This window comes from uncultured Chitinophaga sp. (assembly GCF_937874145.1).
Lineage (GTDB): Bacteria > Bacteroidota > Bacteroidia > Chitinophagales > Chitinophagaceae > Chitinophaga.
Window position 1 is genome coordinate 1 of sequence record NZ_CALNBI010000164.1, and the last position, 17,715, is coordinate 17,715.

Annotated in this window: 17 protein-coding genes and 1 pseudogene; 15 read left to right on the forward strand and 3 right to left on the reverse strand. The window is 55.4% G+C overall.

Translation table 11 applies throughout. From position 1 onward, the window contains the following. The 11 genes from Q0510_RS07780 to Q0510_RS07830 all read left to right on the forward strand — a co-directional run. Positions 1-216, forward strand: a 216-nt coding sequence (locus tag Q0510_RS07780; protein ID WP_298709798.1) for a DinB family protein, incomplete at its 5' end; no start/stop codon positions are given. Then, positions 213-683 (forward strand): methylated-DNA--[protein]-cysteine S-methyltransferase, encoded by a 471-nt coding sequence (locus Q0510_RS07785; protein ID WP_298709800.1) that lies wholly within the window; start codon positions 213-215, stop codon positions 681-683. The genes Q0510_RS07780 and Q0510_RS07785, both read left to right, overlap by 4 nt. A gap of 187 nt (positions 684-870) precedes the next feature. Beyond that, positions 871-2,298 carry a pyridoxal-dependent decarboxylase gene (locus Q0510_RS07790; protein ID WP_298709802.1) on the forward strand — a complete coding sequence of 476 codons (1,428 nt, stop codon included), beginning with the start codon at positions 871-873 and terminating at the stop codon, positions 2,296-2,298. Between the two features lie 81 nt (positions 2,299-2,379). Then, positions 2,380-3,294 carry an EamA family transporter gene (locus tag Q0510_RS07795; RefSeq protein ID WP_298709803.1) on the forward strand — a complete coding sequence of 305 codons (915 nt, stop codon included), beginning with the start codon at positions 2,380-2,382 and terminating at the stop codon, positions 3,292-3,294. Then, complete coding sequence (locus tag Q0510_RS07800; protein ID WP_298709805.1) at positions 3,278-4,213, forward strand: GNAT family N-acetyltransferase; 936 nt, start codon at positions 3,278-3,280, stop codon at positions 4,211-4,213. The genes Q0510_RS07795 and Q0510_RS07800 overlap by 17 nt, the downstream gene beginning before the upstream one ends. Then, positions 4,200-4,640: a GNAT family N-acetyltransferase gene (locus Q0510_RS07805; protein WP_298709807.1), complete on the forward strand. Its 441-nt coding sequence runs from the start codon at positions 4,200-4,202 to the stop codon at positions 4,638-4,640. Before Q0510_RS07800 ends, Q0510_RS07805 begins: the two co-directional genes overlap by 14 nt. An 81-nt stretch (positions 4,641-4,721) precedes the next feature. Beyond that, positions 4,722-5,279 carry an NUDIX hydrolase gene (locus Q0510_RS07810; protein WP_298709809.1) on the forward strand — a complete coding sequence of 186 codons (558 nt, stop codon included), beginning with the start codon at positions 4,722-4,724 and terminating at the stop codon, positions 5,277-5,279. 18 nt (positions 5,280-5,297) lie between these two features. Continuing rightward, the gene (locus Q0510_RS07815) at positions 5,298-5,999 is read left to right on the forward strand and encodes an RNA methyltransferase (RefSeq protein ID WP_298709811.1); all 702 of its coding nucleotides are present in this window, start codon (positions 5,298-5,300) and stop codon (positions 5,997-5,999) included. Positions 6,000-6,031: 32 nt separating this feature from the next. Then, on the forward strand, positions 6,032-6,877 hold the full coding sequence (locus tag Q0510_RS07820) for a hydroxymethylglutaryl-CoA lyase (RefSeq protein ID WP_298709813.1): 846 nt from the start codon (positions 6,032-6,034) through the stop codon (positions 6,875-6,877). Between the two features lie 25 nt (positions 6,878-6,902). Further along, entirely contained in the window at positions 6,903-7,877 is a 975-nt protein-coding gene (locus Q0510_RS07825; protein ID WP_298709815.1) for a GSCFA domain-containing protein, read from the forward strand. 163 nt (positions 7,878-8,040) lie between these two features. Further along, complete coding sequence (locus tag Q0510_RS07830) at positions 8,041-8,685, forward strand: hypothetical protein (RefSeq protein ID WP_298709817.1); 645 nt, start codon at positions 8,041-8,043, stop codon at positions 8,683-8,685. A gap of 94 nt (positions 8,686-8,779) precedes the next feature. Here Q0510_RS07830 and Q0510_RS07835 read toward each other — a convergent pair whose 3' ends face one another. Continuing rightward, positions 8,780-10,273: an MFS transporter gene (locus Q0510_RS07835; protein WP_298709819.1), complete on the reverse strand. Its 1,494-nt coding sequence runs from the start codon at positions 10,271-10,273 to the stop codon at positions 8,780-8,782. Between the two features lie 135 nt (positions 10,274-10,408). On the opposite strand from Q0510_RS07835, the gene Q0510_RS07840 reads away from it, so the two are divergent. Then, positions 10,409-12,607 carry a patatin-like phospholipase family protein gene (locus Q0510_RS07840; protein ID WP_298709821.1) on the forward strand — a complete coding sequence of 733 codons (2,199 nt, stop codon included), beginning with the start codon at positions 10,409-10,411 and terminating at the stop codon, positions 12,605-12,607. Positions 12,608-12,857: 250 nt separating this feature from the next. Here Q0510_RS07840 and miaE (Q0510_RS07845) read toward each other — a convergent pair whose 3' ends face one another. Both miaE (Q0510_RS07845) and miaE (Q0510_RS07850) read right to left on the reverse strand, forming a co-directional pair. Beyond that, positions 12,858-13,223, reverse strand: a complete 366-nt coding sequence (miaE, locus tag Q0510_RS07845) for a tRNA isopentenyl-2-thiomethyl-A-37 hydroxylase MiaE (protein WP_298709822.1) — start codon at positions 13,221-13,223, stop codon at positions 12,858-12,860. After that, positions 13,220-13,453, reverse strand: coding sequence for a tRNA isopentenyl-2-thiomethyl-A-37 hydroxylase MiaE (gene miaE, locus Q0510_RS07850; protein ID WP_298709824.1), 234 nt, complete (start codon positions 13,451-13,453; stop codon positions 13,220-13,222). Before miaE (Q0510_RS07850) ends, miaE (Q0510_RS07845) begins: the two co-directional genes overlap by 4 nt. A gap of 54 nt (positions 13,454-13,507) precedes the next feature. On the opposite strand from miaE (Q0510_RS07850), the gene Q0510_RS07855 reads away from it, so the two are divergent. From Q0510_RS07855 to Q0510_RS07865, 3 genes and pseudogenes are all read left to right on the forward strand, one after another. Further along, positions 13,508-14,611, forward strand: coding sequence for an 8-amino-7-oxononanoate synthase (locus Q0510_RS07855; RefSeq protein WP_298709826.1), 1,104 nt, complete (start codon positions 13,508-13,510; stop codon positions 14,609-14,611). Between the two features lie 47 nt (positions 14,612-14,658). Next, entirely contained in the window at positions 14,659-15,144 is a 486-nt protein-coding gene (locus Q0510_RS07860; RefSeq protein ID WP_298709830.1) for a hypothetical protein, read from the forward strand. A gap of 85 nt (positions 15,145-15,229) precedes the next feature. Next, a pseudogene (locus tag Q0510_RS07865) lies at positions 15,230-17,563 on the forward strand (penicillin acylase family protein). Positions 17,564-17,715 lie beyond the last annotated feature (152 nt).

Genomic DNA, 17,715 nt, shown 5'->3' on the forward strand with positions numbered 1-17,715 from the left:
CGGAACCTCACCAACCGCGAGCTGCTCGCCCAATACCGGCACGACCGCGAAGCGTTCATCCGCTACGTGGATGGCCTGAATGAAAGCGATTTCAAACGCAAAGGCCGGCATCCCGTTTACGGCTCACTGAACGTGCTTCAGCTGACCGAGATGTTCGTGCTGCACGAATCGCATCATATGTTCACGATCTTCAAGCTCCTAAACTTCGGGAAATGAGCCTGTTGTACATGGAATCGCCCGCCGGCCGCATCGAAATCCGGGGCACGGAGGAATTCATTTCCCGGGTAGCGTTTGTAGACGCGGATGCGCCGGTCAATGATGTAAATGAAGTTCCTGCGCTGATCCGCGAATGTTCCGCCCAGCTGGATGCCTATTTCAAAGGGCGACTACGCAACTTCGATCTGCCCCTGCAGCAGGAGGGGACCGCTTTCCGGCAGCTGGTATGGCAAAACCTGCTCACCATTCCCTACGGCGAAACCATCACCTACCTGGCCCTGGCCAAGCGCCTCGGCAACGTGAAAAGCATCCGCGCCGCGGGTACCGCCAACGGCAAGAACGATATCGCCATCATCGTGCCCTGCCACCGCGTCATCGGCGTCAATGGCGCCCTCACCGGCTATGCCGGCGGCCTCTGGCGCAAGCAGTTCCTCCTCGGGCTCGAAAAAGGCGGCCGCCTGTTCTGATAATCCCCCATTTAAGTAAGTACTTACATATTTAATCCTTCCCGGTTGACGAACAGCATTCGTCATGGACTTTCATGGTTGATCCGGTTATCTGATCTGGTTAAAAAATACAAAACTGCATCTGTTTTATTTCCGGGATAATCTGGAATTTTGACCTGTCATTTCAGTAACGTTAACACGCCCTCATATGAACGCAATTTTCCGCGAGGATCTATCCCGGTTCGACGAGCTTTTGGAACAGACGGCAGCCTATGCCGCCGATTTCCTGCGCCGCATGCACGAACTGCCCGTGAGCATGGAGGTGCCGGCGATACCGCTGGCAGGCCTTCCCGAAAAAGGGATGGGCGGCGCGGCGGCGCTGGAGCTGTTCGATAACCGCTTCGGATCCTACCTCACCGCCTCCGCAGGCCCCAGGTATTTCGGGTTTGTAACCGGGGGCGTAACGCCGGCGGCCCTTGCGGGCGACTGGCTGTCTTCGGCCATAGACATGAACGCGGCAGACAAATCTTCCCTGGCCTTCGCCCTGGAAAAAGAAACCCTTCAGCTCCTGCGCCAGCTTTTTTCCTTGCCGGACGCCTTTGAAGGGGTGTTCGTCACCGGCGCCACGATGTCCAACTTTACCGGACTGGCAGCGGCGCGGCAATGGCTGGGCCAGCAGCAGGGCGTGAATGTGGCGGAACTGGGCGCGGGCGCCTTGCAAAACGTGAAGGTGCTGGCCGCCACGCCGCATTCCAGCGTGTCGAAAGCTTTATCGATGCTCGGCCTTGGGCGCAGCAGCCTCGTGCTCCTGCCCACGTTGCCGGGGCGCGAAGCGGTGGACGTGAAGGCCCTGGAGCGCTGGATCGCGGATAACCCCGGGACGCCTTTCATTTACGTGGCTTCGGCGGGTACGGTCAATACCGTTGATTTCGACGACATCGCCGCCATCGCGGCGCTCAAACATAAACATCCGTTCTGGCTCCATGTAGACGCGGCCTTCGGAGGCTTTGCAGCGGTAAGTCCCCGTTTCCGGCACTGGCTGAACGGCTGGGAGCAGGCAGACAGTATCACGATCGACGCGCACAAGTGGCTCAACGTGCCATACGACTGCGCGATGCTGTTCAGCCGCCATCCGCTGCTGCAGCTGGAAGTTTTCCAGAATGCGGGGGCGGCGTACCTGGGAGACCCGGCGCAAAATTTCAATTACATCAACTACGCCCCCGAAAACTCGCGCCGCCTCAGGGCTTTGCCGGCCTGGTTCTCGCTCCGCGCCTATGGTGCGGAAGGGTATCGGGATGTTGTGGAGCAAAACGTGAAACAGGCGCAGCGCCTCGGCGAGGCGCTGGAGAAAAGCGGGCTTTTCCGCCTGCTGGCGCCGGTAAAGATGTGCGTGGCCTGCTTTACGTTCAACATGGAAGAAAGAAAACTGGCCGGTCATATCCGCGTCTTTTTGCAGGCGCTCGTCAAGCGGGGCGTGGTGTACATAACGCCCACGTACTATGCCGGGGTGCCGGCGATGCGGGCGGCGCTGGTGAACTGGCGCACCACGGACAAAGACACGGACCTGGCGATCGCGGAGCTGGAATCGGCGGCCGCATCGATCCAGGGGCTGTCGGCCATTCTTGAAAATAATTGATTTAGAGGTTGATATTAGTATTATTGGCGATGGGTTTCTACCCATCGCTTGCTGATCATCCTCCTGTTTAACCTGATGAATATGCAACAGCGGAACCATACCAACGCTTACGTGGCGTTGATCATCGTAAGTATTTTTTGGGGAACCACCTACCTGGCCGCCCGGATCGGCGTGCAGCACATGCATGGCATGATGCTGGCGGGCCTCCGGCAAACGGGCGCGGGCATATTGCTCGTGGCGTTTTTCCTGCTGAAGGGGTATAAACTGCCGCAGGTGCCGGTGTTGTCGCGGCTTTTCGTGATCGGTACGATCATGCTTTGCGGCAGCAACGGGCTCATGACCTGGGCGATGCAGTACATCCCGAGCGGGTTGGGGGCCATTATCGCCGCTACGGTGCCCATCTGGATCACGATTTTCAGTTTTTTCCTTGTGCAGAAGACGAAAATCACCTGGCAACTGGTGGCGGGCATGCTGATAGGGCTCCTGGGGATAGGGGGGATCTTTTACGATAACCTTGCCCAGCTGATGAACGAGGAGTACCGGTTCGGGGTGATGCTGATTACCCTGGCCTGTGTTTTCTGGGCCCTGGGATCGGTGCTGACGGCCAAATGGGCGCTGGGGATCAATTACCTGTACGGCGCCGGGTTCCAGATGCTTTTCAGCGGGGTGGTGATGCTCGTGATCGCGGGGCTCATGGGGCAGCACCTGCACTTTTCGTCGTTCACGGGGGAATTGTGGGGAAGCCTGCTGTATCTCATTTTTATCGGATCTTTGTTAAGTTATTCCGCTTACGTATTCGCATTGAACAACCTGCCGCCCTCGCTGGTGTCCGTATACGCTTATATCAACCCTATCGTAGCGGTGATCCTGGGCTGGCTGATCCTGCAGGAGAAGCTGAACTGGCTCATGGGATTGTCGTGCATGGTGACGCTCCTGGGCGTTTTTATCGTCAACAAGGCATTCAACAAGCAAAAAAGTTATGAACGCAGCAAATGATATCCGCATCCTGGGCTGGCATCCTGATTACCAGCCGCATTTTGAAAGGCTGAACAAAGCCTGGATCAGCAAATACTTCAAACTTGAGCCCGTGGATTACGCCGTGCTGGAAAATCCGTACGGGCATATCATCGCCACCAGCGGCGATATCATATTCGTAGCGATCGGCAACCAGATCGTGGGTACGGTAGCCTACCGGCCCGAATCGGCCGATACGGTGGAAATGACGAAGATGGCCGTGGACGAAAGCTTCCAGGGCCGAAAACTCGGCTGGGCGCTGGGCAAGGCCATCGTGGAAAGGGCGGCGGAGAAGGGCTTCGCGAAGATGGTATTGTATTCCAGCCGCAAACTTGCTCCCGCCATCAACATGTACTATAAACTGGGTTTTGAAGAAGTGCCGGTAGGGGATGTGGAATACGAGCGCTGCGACATCAAGATGGCGTTGTCCCTGCAACAACCGCCGCTGGCGGCACTGGCGCGGGATCTGAAGGAACTGGTGCTGCAAATGGAAGTCCGCCTGCTGCAGTTCTCCGAAGAAGAAGCCGCCGCGCGGCCCGCTCCCGATAAATGGAGCCGGAAGGAAATTCTCGGACATTTGACGGATTCCGCCCTCAACAATTATCCCCGCTTCATCCGCGCGCAACAGAACGCTGTATTGGAGGCGCCGGGGTACGACCAGGACTTTTGGGTGGAAGCGCGGCAGTACGGCCGGGAAGACTGGCATGAACTGGTGCAGATATGGAAATCCGTCAACCTGCACATCGTTAAATTACTGCCCCTGATACCCTCGGAAGCGCTGGGCAATATCCTCGTAATCGGCGCCAATGCCCCGGCTACGCTGGAGTTCTGGGCCAATGACTATCTTCGTCACCATCAACATCACCTCCAACAAATATTCCCCGTACATGCGAATTATTAAAGCTACCCCTGAGCGGCTGGACGAGCTCGCCGGGCTGTTCGACGCCTACCGGCAACATTACGAACAAACGCCCGACGTCCCTGCGGCATACGAATTCCTTTCGGAACGCCTTGCGCAGAACGACAGTGTCATTTTCCTGGCTGAGGACGAAGGCCGGATACTTGGGTTTACCCAGTTATATCCTGTTTTTTCCTCCATCGGCATGAAGCGGGCCTGGATACTGAACGATTTGTTCGTGACGCCGGATGCCCGTCAACAGGGGGCGGCAAGGGCACTGCTGGCGCGTGCAAAGGAGCTGGGGCTGGATACCGGCAGCCGCTACCTGATGCTCCAGACGCATTTTACCAACAAGAAGGCCCGTGCGCTGTATGAAAGCACAGGCTGGAAGCTGGATGAAGAATTTGGATATTACTACCTCTCCTTATAGAATACAGTTAACAAGTAAAGATGTATGAAGCGGGCGTCTGCCCGCTTTTTTGTTTTAGGGATAAATGTTTTTCTTTGGGGGATGGAACAGCATCAAAACCCCTGGCGCTTCGAAACCGCCAGTATTCCTTACGAAAACCCCTGGATCCGGGTCACGGAACGGCGGGGATTGAACCCCTCCGGCAACCCGGGCCTTTACGGCATCGTGCATTTCAAGAACCTGGCGATAGGCGTGGTGGCGATGGATGCGGAGCAGCACATCTGGCTGGTAGGGCAATACCGGGTGCCCCTGGAGGCCTGGAGCTGGGAAATCTGCGAAGGCGGCGGCCCCCACGGCAGCGATCCCCTGGAATCGGCCATGCGCGAACTGCAGGAAGAAACGGGGCTCAGGGCCCGCAGCTGGAAGCCGATTGTAAGGATGCACCTGTCCAATTCCGTATCTGACGAAGCCTGCATCGTGTACCTGGCGCAGGACCTGGAACCGGGCGAGGCGGAACCGGAGGACACCGAACAGCTGGTCGTAAAGCGGGTTCCTTTTGAAGAAGCCTACCGGATGGTGCGGGATTTTGAGATCACGGACTCCATTTCCGTGGCCGCCATCCAAAAGATCAGGCTCATGATGCTGGAAGGGGAGCTTTGATCCCGTATCTTTGCGCCGATGAACCACCGATTCAAACCACAGGCTCCCAAGCCCAAACAGTCTTCCCTCATCATCGGCCGCCAGCCCCTGCTGGAAGCCATGAAGAACGGGAAGGCCATTGAGCGCATCTACATGCTCAAAACCGCCTCCGGCGATATCATTCCGCAAATCCGCAACCAGGCCACCGAGCTGCGTATCCCCATCAACTACGTACCGGTGGAAAAACTCAATAGCCTCACCCATGTAGTCGAAAAAGGCGAAACGCCCCTCTTCCTCATCCTCGACGGCATCACCGACGTGCGTAACATCGGCGCCATCGCCCGCAGCGCCGTGTGCTGCGGGGCCCAGGCCATCATTATCCCCGACAGGGGCATCGCCGCGCTGAATGAAGAAGCGCTGAAATCCTCCGCGGGCGCGCTGGAGCGCATCGCCATCTGCCGCGTGAACAGCCTGCTCAAAGCCATCGACGAGCTGCATCTCAACGGTATCAAAGTCGTAGCCAGCGAAATGGAAGCGCCGCATCGGCTGCAGGACCTGCCCTGGCGCGAGCCGGTGGCGGTGATCATGGGGTCGGAGGATAAAGGCGTGTATCCGGCGCTGCTGAAAGCGGCAGACGAGCAGTTCCACATCCCGATGCAGAACAGTTTTGAGTCGTTCAACGTGTCCGTGGCGGCAGGGATCATCCTGTACGAAGCCATGAAACAACGCCTGGAGCCCTGATCACCGGAAAGGAGAATTCGTTATTTTAGCGTATGCTGAAATTCATCGAATGCCCCCGCGACGCCATGCAGGGCTGGCCGCGCATGATTCCCGCCGCTGAAAAGACGGATTACCTCAACGCTTTGCTGCGCGTGGGTTTCGATACCCTCGACTTCGGCAGTTTCGTGTCCGCCAAAGCGATCCCCCAGATGGCGGATACAGCGGAGGTGCTGGCGGGGCTGGCGCCTTCGGCCACGAAGCTGCTGGCGATCGTGGCGAACGTCCGCGGGGCGGAGGAAGCCGTGTTGCATGAGCGGATTCAGTACCTGGGGTTTCCCTTTTCCATCTCCGAAACATTCCAGATCCGCAATACCAATAAAACCATTCCCGAAGCGCTGGAGCAGGTTACGGCCATCCAGGAGCTGTGCATCAAGAACAGGAAACAGCTGGTCATTTATATTTCCATGGGTTTCGGTAATCCGTATGGCGATCCGTATAGTCCGGAAGTAGCGCTCGAATGGGCTGACCGGTTTGCGGGCATGCATATTCCCATTATTTCGCTGGCCGATACGGTGGGCGTGGCGGAGCCTGCGGGCATCGCGGCGCTCTTTTCCGCGCTGGTGCCGGCGTACCCGCAGGTGGAGTTCGGTGCGCATTTTCATTCCACGCCACAGGCCTGGGAGGAGAAGATCGCGGCGGCCTGGGATAGTGGTTGCCGTCGGTTCGACAGCGCCATCCGTGGCATCGGTGGCTGCCCTATGGCGCAGGACGATCTCGTTGGGAACATCGCAACGGAAAACCTGTTGCGGTTCTGTGCATCACGGGAGATCGCGTCCGGGCTGGATGACAAGGCCTTTGCGGAAGCGATAGTGCTGGCCGACGGGGTGTTCCGTCATTAGCTTTATTTTTTGATACTTTTGCAGCATGAATTTTCGCCTCACTTTCCCGGTGGAGCCGCTGGGCCCTTCCATGCAATATTCCGACAAGCTGTTGCTGTCGGGTTCCTGTTTTGCGGAGGAGATCGGTCACCGGCTGCAGCAGCATAAATTCGACGTGCTGCTCAATCCCAACGGTATTCTTTTCAATCCCCTGAGCATCGCCAGGAGCATGACGGCTTACCTGGACAATAAACGTTACACGGCTGATGATCTTTTCCTGCACGAGGATATCTGGCATAGCTGGGATCATCATTCCCGTTTTTCCGGGACCGACAAAAACCGGGTGCTGGCGCAGATCAACGCATCGCAGGAAGCGGCGGCTGCGCGGTTGAAAGAGGCGGATTGGCTGGTGGTGACGCTGGGCTCGGCACATGCGTGGTATCTGAAGGAGAACGGGCAGCTGGTGGGCAATTGCCATAAGGTGCCGGAAGCGTCGTTTACGAAGAAGCTCGTGCCGGCGGATGAGGTGATCGCTGCGCTGGATAACATGATGCACCGGTTGTTTTTCGTTAACCGCAAGGTGAATATCCTGTTTACGGTGAGCCCTGTGCGTTATGCGCGCGACGGGGTGGTGGAGAACAATCTCAGCAAGGCGGTGTTGTTGCAGGCGGTGCATCATTTGGTGAATAAATTCGACCGTTTGTTTTACTTCCCGGCGTATGAGCTGGTGTTGGATGATTTGCGGGACTACCGGTTTTTCAAAGAAGACATGGTGCATCCGAACGACCAGGCGATACAGTATGTTTGGGAACATTTTCTAAAAGCGTGTATTCAGCCCGCTTCGCAGGAAGTTGCGCGGCAGGTGGCAGAGCTTTTGCGGGCGAGGGGGCATCGTCCTTTTAATCCTGAAAGCCCTGCCCACAGGCAGTTTGTGGATGCTATGGCGAAAAAGGCGCGCCTGTTGCAGGAGGCGCATCCATCTCTGGATTTCGGAGATTTGCTGAATTTTTTCACACATTAAAATCGATTTTCGGTATATATACCATACAGCCGCCTCTTTTGAGCGCGGCTTTTTTTATTTCCTCCGAATTTCGGAGATATTTCATGCTGAAACTGATATGCATAATTTTTTTAGGAAAATCAGGCCCTCTAATTTTGTGTTCAACAAAACCAAAGCAAATTTTATGGTAAAAGAAAGAGAAATTACTTCGGCTACGGTCCTTGAAAAAATGGAGGACATGCTCGGTCACTTCCAAAAGCAAATGGATGACAAGTTCAGTCAATCCCAAAAGCAAATGGATGACAGGTTTAGCTCTTTGCAAACGCAGATAACTGAGTTGTCAGAGAAAGTTGATCAGCGAATGGACAGGTTAGAGCAGCGTATGGACAAGTTGGAACAACGTATGGACAAATTGGAACAACGCATAGATCGTTTGGAGGAACGGATGGGAAGGCTTGAAGAGCATATGGGAAAACTTGAGCATCGAATGGATGGGCTGCAGCTGCGCATGGACCGGCAGGAAAAACGGTTGGAGAATCTTGAACTGAAGGTGGGATCGATTGAAGAAAAGGTGTACCTGGTGCAGTTGAGGTTGATTGATTTGGATTCCAACTATTGCGCTTATCTCAAAGTGGCCACGGCGCGCGAAGAGAGGAACATGACACAGTACAACGAAGTGAAGAAGCGTTTCGACATGGTGGACGAGCGGCTGGGAACCATTGAATCCGTCCAGGCGGAAACCAACCGGAAACTGGAGGCGTTGACTGAAACAGTGAATGAGCACCATGTGTCGATTAATGAACTGGTGGAGTACCGGATGAGAGGTTAAGTAACGCTTCGTGGAGTTAGCGTGGAGGTTGAAAAAAACAGTCTGCCGGATTGATTTCCGGCAGACTGTTTGAAATCTTTGAAAACTAAAATATCTACACTTCGGGTTCTTCTTCGAACCCGTCAGCGGATTTGCGTTCCTTGATGAAAACCACGCCAATCACCATACAGATAACGGCGATGGCGACCGGGTAGATCAGGCCGGCAAGGTGGTTATTGTATCGTTGCACAAGCAGTGTGGCGATAGCAGGCAGCATGCCACCGAAGATGCCGTTCCCGATGTGGTAGGGCAGTGACATTGAGGTGTATCGGATACGGGTAGGGAAGAGTTCGACGAGGAATGCGGCGATAGGGCCGTACACCATCGTCACGAATACCACCTGGATGAAGACGAGGAATATTATCCAGATAGTTTGGCTTTGTCCGAGTTTAACTTCTTTTGTTGGCGCTTTTTCGTTGACGGTAACTTCCGTAACGACGGTGCCATCGGTGTATTCCCGGATTTTACGGGTGCTTTCGAAGAGGGTTCCGTTACTTTCGGAGGAATTTCTTTCAATGCGGTACCGCTCGGCGATTTCCTGTTTGCGGGACATATCTACTGTGCTGTCCATAGCATTGTAGATGGGGAAATAACTGATGGCGGCTATAAGCATACCGGCCATCATGATTTTTTTCCTGCCTATTTTATCGGAAAGGTGCCCGAAGAGCAGGAAGAGCGGTGTACCGAACAGCAGTGCGGTGGCAATGATGATGTTCGATTGTATGAACTCGATCTTCATCGTGTTTTGAAGGAAGGAGAGGGCATAGAATTGTCCGGTGTACCAAACGACGCCCTGGCCCATGGTGGCGCCGAAGAGGGCGAGGAGTACCAGCTTGAGGTTTTCCTTGTTGCCGAAGCTTTCTTTTAGCGGGTTGCTGGATGTTTTGCCTTCGGCCTTCAATTTAGAAAACAAAGGTGATTCATGCAGCTTGATGCGGATATAATAGCTCATGAGCACCAGGAAGATGCTCAGCCAGAAGGGAATGCGCCAGCCCCAGTCGTTGAAGGATTCCGGTGTCATCATTAGCCTGGTGGCGAGGATAACGCCCAGCGACACAAAAAGGCCGAGGGTGGCCGTGGTCTGGATAAAGCTGGTGAAATATCCGCGCCGGTTGGCAGGGGAGTGTTCCGCCACATAAGTGGCTGCTCCGCCGTATTCGCCGCCCAGCGCAAGCCCTTGCGCCAACCGGAGGATGAGGACGAGAATGGGCGCGAAAACGCCGATCGTGGCGTAGCTGGGGATGAGCCCGATGGCAAAGGTGCTGCCGCCCATGATGAGGAGGGTAAGCAGGAAGGTGTATTTCCGGCCTACCATATCACCGAGCCGTCCGAAAACGATGGCGCCGAAAGGGCGTACGACGAAGCCGATGGCGAACGTGGCCAGGGTGGCGATGTATGCCAGGGTAGGATTGCTGTCCGGGAAGAATTTTTCTGCCAGGATCAGGGAGAGGCTACCGAAGATGTAGAAGTCGTACCATTCGATAAGGGTTCCCGCTGAAGAAGCGAATATCACCTGCCAGATATTCTGCTTCGGGTTGGATACTTTCATAAAGTGAAATTGTTATCCGGAAAAGATAAAAAATAACCGGAATGTTTCCAACCCTCGGGAGTTTTGCATTGTTTTAACCATTAACTTTAAGAAACTACCTCGGAATACCTGATGCTGCGGATTTTTTTCATTTTAATGTTGACTGCGGGACTATATCCTTATACACTTTCGGCCCAACGGGCCAAGGTAGGGGTCACCCTGAGCGGGGGCGGCGCCAAAGGACTGGCGCACATCGGCATTCTCCAGGCGATCGACAGTGCGGGGCTCCGCGTCGATTATCTCACGGGCACGAGCATGGGAAGTATCGTTGGTTCGCTGTATGCCATCGGGTATTCCGGCGATTCCATTGAAGTAATGGCCCGGAAGCTCGACTGGAGCGGGCTCTTTTCCAACCAGCCCGTCATGGACGATATCAGCTACGAAGAAAGGTCCGAATACAACCGGTACATGATCGAAATCCCTTTCGAGTATGGAAAACCGAAACTCACCTCGGGCGTGATCTCCGGCGAACAACTATGGCTGGAGCTCGCCAAAATGCACTGGCCGGTCCGTGATGTAAAAGATTTCTCCCGCTTCAACATACCTTTCAAATGCATTGCCACCGATGTGGCCACCGGGGATATCGTGACCCTGGATAAAGGGGAGATCGTGCAGTCGATCCGTGCGAGCATGGCGATTCCGTCTGTTTTTACAGCCGTCCGAATTGATGGGCGCAAACTGGTAGACGGCGGCGTGGTACGTAATTTTCCCACCACTACCGTCCGGGAGATGGGTGCGGATATCGTTATCGGAAGCAATGTAAGCGGAGGGCTGCGCACCGCCGACGAACTGAATACCCCTATCGATATCCTCTACCAGCTTGGGTTCTATAAGGACGCGGCCGATTTTGTGGAAGCCCGTAAGCTCACCGACGTGTATATCGAACCCGATCTGAAAGGGTATTCCGCCGCCAGCTTCGGCAGCGTGGATTCCATCATCGAAATCGGCAAGCGGAAGGGAAGGGAAATGTACCCTGTTTTCAAACGGATGGCCGATTCTCTGAACGCGCTGTATCCTATGGCCGCTCTCCCGAAGAACCGCCTGCCGGTGGTGCCCGACATCGAAATCGCTGGGATCGCAGTGAGCGGACTGGTACACTCCGACGAGAAATTCTTCCGCGGCAGGCTGGGCCTGGAGCCCGGAGGCTGCTACACGCCCGACATGATCCGTGAAGCTATCCTCAATGTATACGGGACCCGTTTCTTCAAACAGATCACCTATAATCTTCGTCCACTCGGCTACGGCCGCAGCGAGCTGGATATCCAGGTCGAGGAAAACCCGTTAACCTACGTCAAATTCGCCCTGCACTATAACACCTATACAAGCGTCAGCGCCATCGTGAACGTGACGCAACGGAATTTCATCGTGCCCAACAGCCGCGCCCTCGTATCCGCAGCCATCAGTGAAAACCCGCGCCTCCGGGCAGAATTTTTCAAATACCTCGGCCGCAAGCGCAACGTAGGATTCGGGCTGGGCGCATATTATGAGAATAATCCAATGAGTTATTACGTGGATTTCCGGAAACTTCAGGAATACCGCACCAAATACGCCAACGTCAGCGGCCACCTCCAACTCATGCTGAACCGCGTCATGGCGATCGGGGCCGGCACCCGCTGGGAATACATACGGATCAAACCGAAAATTTCTCCTTTCGTGGATATTGACGGCAATACCAACCACCTCAACACCTTCGTATATTACGGCCTCAATACCCTCAACCGCCAACTATTTCCCACACGCGGCGCGAAAATCGACTTCGAAGCCGGCCTGATACATAGCCAGAACCCGGATATCCGGGTGCGAAGCGGCGACCACGTCTATCCGCTCGATAGCCTGGGCTTTAATTTCGATAGTTACCAACGGATGTCGCTTAAAATGAATTATTACATCCCCATGGGCCGCAAATCTTCCCTCAACCTGAACGGATATGCCGGGTTCAACTTCAATTACAACCAGGACATTGTCAACGATTTCCGGATCGGCGGCATCACCGATTTCAGCAGGAACCAGATTCCGTTCGTGGGATTGTATGACGGAGAAATCAATACCGCCAGCGTGGCTTCCATTCAGCTGGGATGGCAATACGAAGCCCTGCGCAACGTCTTCGCGATTCCGCGCGTGTCCGGCGCTATTTATGACCTCAACGGCAGGGCGTCACCGAAATACCTGTATTTGACAGGTTATGGCCTGACGCTCGCATACAGCACCAAACTCGGTCCGCTCGAAGCCACCCTCATGTACAGCGACCAGGCGCAGATACTCAAGGCATACGTGAACCTGGGGTTCCATTTTTAAATAGCGAAATCCAGCTTTTTGATTTGTTGCCTAAACCTGACTGCAGCTTTGGCGGAAGCCGAAGATTGAATTGAATATCATCAAGATGAAAAAGGACCTGGACATAGTTTTGGGAGACTTAGACGGAATTCTACTCAGAACTTTCATTTCGTCTGCAATCATTACCGCTACGCCACAGTGAACGGATGTCCAGGGAAGAGATCCGGCAATACGAAGACAGAAGGCAACTTTACTATAATAAGTAGCGCAGTTAATGCATCCGGTCCCCTCTGACCGGGAGCTTCGTGATCATATCCGCCTCAAATTCCAGCCATTCCGTCCACCGCTGGCGCACCCGCTCTTCGGGCAGGTATTCATTCGCCAGGTCGATGAACAGGCGGTAATGCCCCGCCTCGGAAATCATGAATTTGCGATAGAATTCTTTCAGGTAAGCATCTTCCAGCCCTTCACTCAACAGGCGGAACCGCTCCGCGCTGCGTGCTTCGATCAGGGCGAACTGCAGCAACCGGTCGAGCAGCACCACATCCGGCGCCCCGCCTCTCTGCTGGAAATTCATCAGTTCATTTACGTATGCATCCTTCCGCTGCTTGCCCAGCGCGAAGCCGCGTTTCTTCATCTCGGCACCTGGCGGAAGTGCCCCCATTCTTCCGTCACGATCGGCGCCAGCTCGTCGACCAGCCGCGCGCGGTCGGGATAACGTTGTATGAGCGAAATGGCCGATGTTGCCGCCTTTTGTTCGCAAAAAGCATGGTCGGTCAGGATTTCTTCCAGGGAAATCGCCGCGAGTTTGACCCATCGGGGGTCTGTAGGTAATTTCAGGCCGAGAATCGAAACTTTACTGCTCATACGCTGTTGTTATTGAAGAGGCAAAGTTACAGATAAGATAATTAGATTTGAAGCATGCAAAAAGAAGACTTTCTCCGCATTGCCCTTGATAAACGCCGGGAGGAACACGCGTTCCGCCAGTTGCGCACTCCTGGCCAGCTCGTGGATTTCTGCTCCAACGATTACCTGGGCCTGGCGCGAAACGAACGCATCCAGGAAGAGGCGCTGCGGATCTGCCGCCAGCTCCCGCAGGTCCACGGCAGCGGCGGAAGCCGGCTCCTTGCAGGAAACTACGAACTGGTGGAAGAAGCGGAGAAACTCATTGCCGGTTTCCATGAAGCGCCGGCCGGACTGCTCTTCAACTCCGGCTACGACGCTAACCTGGGCCTCTTTGCCTGTGTTCCCCAGAAAGGCGACGTCGTCATTTACGACCAGCTCATCCATGCTTCCATCCGCGACGGCATCCGGCTGTCGGCCGCGCCATCCTTTTCCTTCCTTCACAACGACCTCCACGATCTGGAGAAAAAGCTCGCCAATGCCGACGGCAGGATCTTTGTGGCCGTGGAATCGGTGTACAGCATGGACGGCGACCTGGCGCCGCTGGTGGAAATTTCCGCCCTGTGCAACCGCCATGGCGCCTTCCTGATCGTGGACGAAGCCCATGCCACGGGTGTTGTAGGGGAGAAGGGCGAAGGGCTGGTGCAGCTGCTGGGATTGCAGGGCCGCTGTTTCGCGAGGGTACATACCTTCGGCAAAGCCGTTGGCTGCCACGGCGCGGTGGTGCTGGGAACACCTGTGTTGCGCGATTATCTTATCAATTTCTGCCGCCCTTTTATCTACACGACTGCATTGCCCCCGCAGGCCGTGGCGGTGATCCTGGCGGCCTACGACGTCTTCCCCGACCTGGATGCCGGGCGAAAGCACCTGCAGCGGCTGATACAGTTGTTTACTTCCAGGCTGGGCGGGCGCAGCGAAACCCCGATCCAACTGGTGATGGCCCCGGGAAACGGGCATGCGCGCGGACTGGCGCAGCATTTGCAGGGGAAGGGTATGGACGTACGGGCCATTTTACATCCCACCGTCCCGAAAGGGCAGGAGCGTTTGCGGGTGGTGTTGCATAGTTTTAATAGTGAAGAAGAAGTGGAAAACCTGGCCGCCGCTGTCTTGGCATATTCCTGAAAAGGCGTATATTAACAATAGATTTCCTAACCTTCTAAAACTATTTTATGGAGATGCATCCCGTCTGGAAAAAAGTGTTAGAAGAGGTTGAATTTGTATCCTGGTACCATGCTTTCGCTGCGCAGTTTCAAACCACGCCCGCATTTACCGACCATAGCGTTACCGAAGCCCAGGATATGATCATGGAGTTTGGATTCCGTAAAACCGTCTATGATCCGGCAAATTTCCTCTACCAGGTAGAAGGTGTGGACGATACCAGGTCCATCAAAGGCCTTGGTTCCGGCCTGAACATTTCGCTGAAAGAGGGCAGGATAGAAGTGGAAATGGCGTTCGACCTGGATCATGACACCCGGGTTGGCGGCAAATTTTCCCTCATACCGGCGCAAATGGGATATGAAGGTCCCGCCATCCCCATGCCTGTTTTTACCAATTACAAGGAATTATACGCCGCATTGAAAAAAATCTTCGGCATGTACGAAGACATCGGCAATAAAGTAATCGACATCTTCCTGGCCGAACCGGCTACCATGTAACAATATGAGAATCCTTCCCTTACTGCTGACCGTCGCCCTGGTATGGGCGCTCAATCATCGTTTTGCCAATAAACCTGCTTTCGGCATGCTGTTCAGTCCGCAGCACGGTTTCTGGGTGCATGCGGAGCCTGTGGGCGCCGGTGCGGCCACGGCACAGCTGTCGCTCCCGGAGCTGAAAGACTCCGCCAGCGTGTGGCTCGACGAGCGCATGGTGGCCCATATTTTCGTGCGGAACGATTACGACGCTTATTATGTGCAGGGATATATCCATGCCTCCAACCGGCTCTGGCAGATGGAGCTCCAGACGCATGCCGCCGCAGGCCGCCTCAGCGAGATCCTCGGCGAAGGGCTCCTGGCTTACGACCGCCTCAAGCGCCGCGAAGGCATGGTATACGCCGCCGAACAGGCGGTGAAAGCCATGGATGCAGACCCAGTTTCCAAACTCATCACCGGCGCGTATGCCGACGGGGTGAACGCATACATCAAAACGCTCCGCGAACGGGATTACCCACTGGAATATAAGTTGCTGGGCTACGCGCCTGAACCCTGGACCAAGCTGAAATCGGCGCTGCTGATCAAGTATATGGCGTATGATCTGGCCTCTACCGGCGACGATATCGCGTATTCCAACGCACGGCAGCGTTTCGGGAAAGATATTTTCAACCAGTTGTATCCCGATTGGCCGGATGTAATCGCGCCGATCATTCCCGTAGGTACGCCCTTCGCGGCAGCGTCCCTGAAAGCCGTTCCGCCGCCGGATAGCCTCGTAACCGCCGGAATAGGCGCATTCAGGCCCGGTTCCCGCCCCGATCCGGATAACGGGTCCAACAACTGGGCGGTAGCCGCAGTGAAGACGAAAAACGGCGCGCCCATCCTCGCTAATGACCCGCATTTGACATTGTCGCTGCCTTCGATATTTTATGAAATGCAGCTCAGTACGCCCGATGCGAATATGTACGGCGTGTCCATTCCCGGCGCGCCCGGCCTGATCATTGGTTTTAACGATCATATCGGCTGGGGGCTGACGAACGGGTATATGGACGTGCTGGATTATTATACTATGGAATTCCGCAACGGCAAAAGCGAATACCGCTTCAACGGCGAGTGGCGCAAAGCCGATATGCGGGTGGAAGAGATCCGTATCAAGGGCCGGGAGCCTTACCTGGACACGGTGGCGTATACGGTCTGGGGACCTGTCCTTTACGATCCCGGCTTCGGCGGCGAGGGTTTCGGCAACGGGTACCTGGCCATGCGCTGGACGGCGCACGACGCCTCCAACGAGCTGCTGAGCCTTTACCGGCTCAACCGCGCGAAGAATTACGCCGATTTTACCGGAGCGCTTTCGATCTGGAGCAGCCCCGCACAGAATTTCCTGTTCGCCGGCAAACAGGATGGCATAGCGATCTGGCAGAACGGGAAGCACCCGCTGCGCTGGAAAGACCAGGGCAAGTTCGTGATGCCCGGCGGGGACAGCACCTTTGCCTGGCAGGGATATATACCCATGAGCGAAAATCCGCATATCCATAATCCCGCGCAGGGGTTCGTGCAGTCCGCCAACCAGCACCCGGCAGACAGCACCTTCCCCTACAGGATGTTCGGTTATTATACGCTGTTCCGCGGATTGCAGCTGCAGGAGCGTCTGGGTTCCATGCAAAACATCACGCCGGAAGACATGATGCGCCTGCAGAACGACAATACCAACCGCCTGGCCGTGAGTGCCGTGCCTTTCCTGGCGGATTACGTGATGCCCGCCAAGTTAACCGCCGCACAGCGCCCGTACTGGGAGATGCTGTTCCAGTGGGACGGTGTGGCTTCGCCTGACAGCAAAGCGGCGACGGTTTTCAATTTATGGTGGGAGCAGCTGAACACGCGCATCTGGCGCGACGAGATGCCGTTAAAAGATAGCCTGGCCTGGGAGATGCCCACGCCCGAAGCAACATTGTACTGGCTGATGCGCGACAGCGCCATGTGGTTCGTAGACGACATCCGCAAACCCGCACGATAGTCGCTGGCCGACGTGGTGACGGCGGCCTTGCAGGAAGCGGCGGACACGGCGGCGGCGATTTCGGCGCGAGGGGACTTGTCGTTGGGCAGGGACCGCGGGACGGATATCCGCCACCTGACGAGGAGTATCCCGGCGTTCAGCCGAATGGGCCTTCGCACAGGGGGCGGTGCGCATATCGTGAATGCGACGAAGAAGACGCACGGCCCGTCGTGGCGGATGGTGGTGGAATTAGGGGAGGAGCCGAAGGGTTGGGGGATTTATCCCGGTGGGCAGAGCGGCAATCCGGGCAGTCCGTATTACGACAATATGGTGGATGATTGGGTAGCGGGGAAATATTATCCGCTGCATGTATATGACGAAAGGAAAACTACGGGCGCGAGCGTGCGTAAAATATTTTTCACGCCTGCGAAATAGGCTGGCAGCTGGTTTCAGTGGACGGATAGAAATTAATTTCTGAAATATTTGGCAGAAAATATTTAATTCCTATCTTTGCAATCCCAAACGAAACGGGGATGATCCTGTAGCTCAGTTGGTAGAGCAATACACTTTTAATGTATGGGCCCTGG

Coding starts and splice junctions, on each gene's coding strand:
- Q0510_RS07830 (WP_298709817.1), top strand. CDS start 8,041: ATGGTAAAAGAAAGAGAAATTACTTCGGCTACGGTCCTTGAAAAAATG.
- Q0510_RS07805 (WP_298709807.1), top strand. CDS start 4,200: ATGCGAATTATTAAAGCTACCCCTGAGCGGCTGGACGAGCTCGCCGGG.
- Q0510_RS07790 (WP_298709802.1), top strand. CDS start 871: ATGAACGCAATTTTCCGCGAGGATCTATCCCGGTTCGACGAGCTTTTG.
- Q0510_RS07825 (WP_298709815.1), top strand. CDS start 6,903: ATGAATTTTCGCCTCACTTTCCCGGTGGAGCCGCTGGGCCCTTCCATG.
- miaE (WP_298709824.1), bottom strand. CDS start 13,453: ATGAGCAGTAAAGTTTCGATTCTCGGCCTGAAATTACCTACAGACCCC.
- Q0510_RS07840 (WP_298709821.1), top strand. CDS start 10,409: ATGTTGACTGCGGGACTATATCCTTATACACTTTCGGCCCAACGGGCC.
- Q0510_RS07855 (WP_298709826.1), top strand. CDS start 13,508: ATGCAAAAAGAAGACTTTCTCCGCATTGCCCTTGATAAACGCCGGGAG.
- Q0510_RS07800 (WP_298709805.1), top strand. CDS start 3,278: ATGAACGCAGCAAATGATATCCGCATCCTGGGCTGGCATCCTGATTAC.
- Q0510_RS07810 (WP_298709809.1), top strand. CDS start 4,722: ATGGAACAGCATCAAAACCCCTGGCGCTTCGAAACCGCCAGTATTCCT.
- Q0510_RS07860 (WP_298709830.1), top strand. CDS start 14,659: ATGGAGATGCATCCCGTCTGGAAAAAAGTGTTAGAAGAGGTTGAATTT.
- Q0510_RS07785 (WP_298709800.1), top strand. CDS start 213: ATGAGCCTGTTGTACATGGAATCGCCCGCCGGCCGCATCGAAATCCGG.
- Q0510_RS07815 (WP_298709811.1), top strand. CDS start 5,298: ATGAACCACCGATTCAAACCACAGGCTCCCAAGCCCAAACAGTCTTCC.
- Q0510_RS07820 (WP_298709813.1), top strand. CDS start 6,032: ATGCTGAAATTCATCGAATGCCCCCGCGACGCCATGCAGGGCTGGCCG.
- Q0510_RS07795 (WP_298709803.1), top strand. CDS start 2,380: ATGCAACAGCGGAACCATACCAACGCTTACGTGGCGTTGATCATCGTA.
- Q0510_RS07835 (WP_298709819.1), bottom strand. CDS start 10,273: ATGAAAGTATCCAACCCGAAGCAGAATATCTGGCAGGTGATATTCGCT.
- miaE (WP_298709822.1), bottom strand. CDS start 13,223: ATGAAGAAACGCGGCTTCGCGCTGGGCAAGCAGCGGAAGGATGCATAC.